Here is a 1,642-nt window from a genome sequence, read left to right as displayed (position 1 = left end):
AATTCCCGGATTCCTTGCAGAGCCAGTTTAGCGGCTAGAGATTCGGTTTCTTCTTCTGGTCTGATCGGTGTACAAACCCTGATCGGGTCTCGTTGCACGGCAGCAAAGGCTTGACGCACAGTAGTGGTAATCTGCTGCCTTAGTTTTTTGTTACCCTTTAACTGCTGCTGACGCCTCCCCTCTTCACTGGAAGCATACAGCGGTGGTAAACGATTGAGGGCGTAGGTAGCCACTTCTACCTGGTTGATATACTTAGCTAGCTTTGGAGAAAGTCGAGACTTTTGACGCTCTACTTCCTGAGTCACTAAGATTTCCATGACATTTTGATATGTTATTGCTTGATGTAATCGATGTGCTTCCATGACTTAACCAGTTAGATATTGCAATAAATAAAAAATCCTTGACGAGTGGCAAGATCAAAGATGGCAAGGTGAAAGACATTTTGTTTTACCTACGCAAGAACCAGCTCGTCAAATACCCTAATTGGGGTTACCATTTCTTAGTAACCCCTTTTTTGAACTCCTGTTGGATTAGCTCTGAGCTTCTACTACTGTAGTGAAGCTCTTTTAGATAGCTGTTATGTATCCTCTCAGGAACTCTAAACAATAGCTCTTTAGTATTTTTTTAGATTTGAGCTTAACCCCACACCTGGCCAGGGGAATCTGGTACTCACAATAATAACTCATCTTTTTGTTTCCGCCTATGATATATATCACAGGCAAAAGCCATGGTTGCGATCGCAATCCCAATGGTGAACCAGTCGCATTTTGTATAAATCTAGTACTAATTACTAAGTACTCAGGTCTTGATCAGAGTTTTTACTTATTACAAATTACCTAGGATTGCTAGAGCGATAATTATGTGTTATAATTAAAGGGTTTGGTTATTTTTTTTGACGACGCTGGATAATCTTTTCAGATACTTCTAAATCGACCTGGACTTTTCTAATTGCTAAGTCTGCGGGTAATCCTCTGAGATACCAGCGGTATACCTTGGCTAAGGTAGATTCATCGGCTTCAGCCATAGCCGATGCGATCGCATTTTGAACAGCACTAGGTACCATTTCCTTTAGGGTGGGGAATCGCTTGCTAGTCAACTCATCCCGACCACTTTTCAAGTTTAAGAAATCTTTAAATCCAGCCTTTGTTCCCATCGCAATCAGCTCATAGATCTGGTTAGCCAGTTTTGGTAGAGGTTGAACCTTGGGCAACTCAGAGAACTGCTCAGCCAGTTTTGCTAAAGAAGGTTTAGCCTTGGGCAACTCAGAGGACTGGTTAGCCAGTTTTGGTACAGCAGGTTTAGCCTTGGGCAACCCAGTTGGGTTCTTTCTGACAGCGTTAACCCCTTGGCGTTGATCCATAGCCTGATTCGCAGCGGCATCGGCTTCTGAATTCTGTGCTCGGGGAATCCACTCCAATTGAACAGAGTCAAACTGATTCAGCAGTGACTTAGCCTTTGTCCATAACGGTCGTAAGTGGGGTGTTTTAACTCTCCAGGTACCTTTAAGCTGATTGATAACCAGTTGAGAATCTCCTTTTAGGACTACCTGCCCAGCACCGATTTCCAAGGCTTTCTCCAAGCCAAGAATGGCTCCAGTATATTCGGCCTGATTGTTGGTAGCATGAGGGAAAAATTGACTAAC

Annotated in this window: 3 protein-coding genes; 1 reads left to right on the top strand and 2 read right to left on the bottom strand. The window is 43.4% G+C overall.

Annotated features, from left to right (window positions below):
* The coding region (locus tag F6K53_RS40775) for a late competence development ComFB family protein (RefSeq protein ID WP_293085914.1) at window positions 1-317 on the bottom strand (317 nt) is incomplete at its 3' end.
* Window positions 318-702: 385 nt separating this feature from the next.
* Here F6K53_RS40775 and F6K53_RS40770 point away from each other — a divergent pair.
* On the top strand, window positions 703-840 hold the full coding sequence (locus F6K53_RS40770) for a hypothetical protein (RefSeq protein ID WP_158069896.1): 138 nt from the start codon (window positions 703-705) through the stop codon (window positions 838-840).
* Between the two features lie 43 nt (window positions 841-883).
* On the opposite strand, the gene F6K53_RS40765 is transcribed toward F6K53_RS40770, so the two are convergent.
* A partial coding sequence (locus F6K53_RS40765; protein WP_293085911.1) for a ribonuclease HI family protein occupies window positions 884-1,642 on the bottom strand: 759 nt, incomplete at its 5' end.

Origin of the sequence: Moorena sp. SIO4A1, assembly GCF_010672065.1 — a bacterium.
Classification (GTDB): domain Bacteria; phylum Cyanobacteriota; class Cyanobacteriia; order Cyanobacteriales; family Coleofasciculaceae; genus Moorena.
This window is presented reverse-complemented; position numbering and strand designations above follow the sequence as displayed.

Coding starts and splice junctions, on each gene's coding strand:
- F6K53_RS40770 (WP_158069896.1), top strand. CDS start 703: ATGATATATATCACAGGCAAAAGCCATGGTTGCGATCGCAATCCCAAT.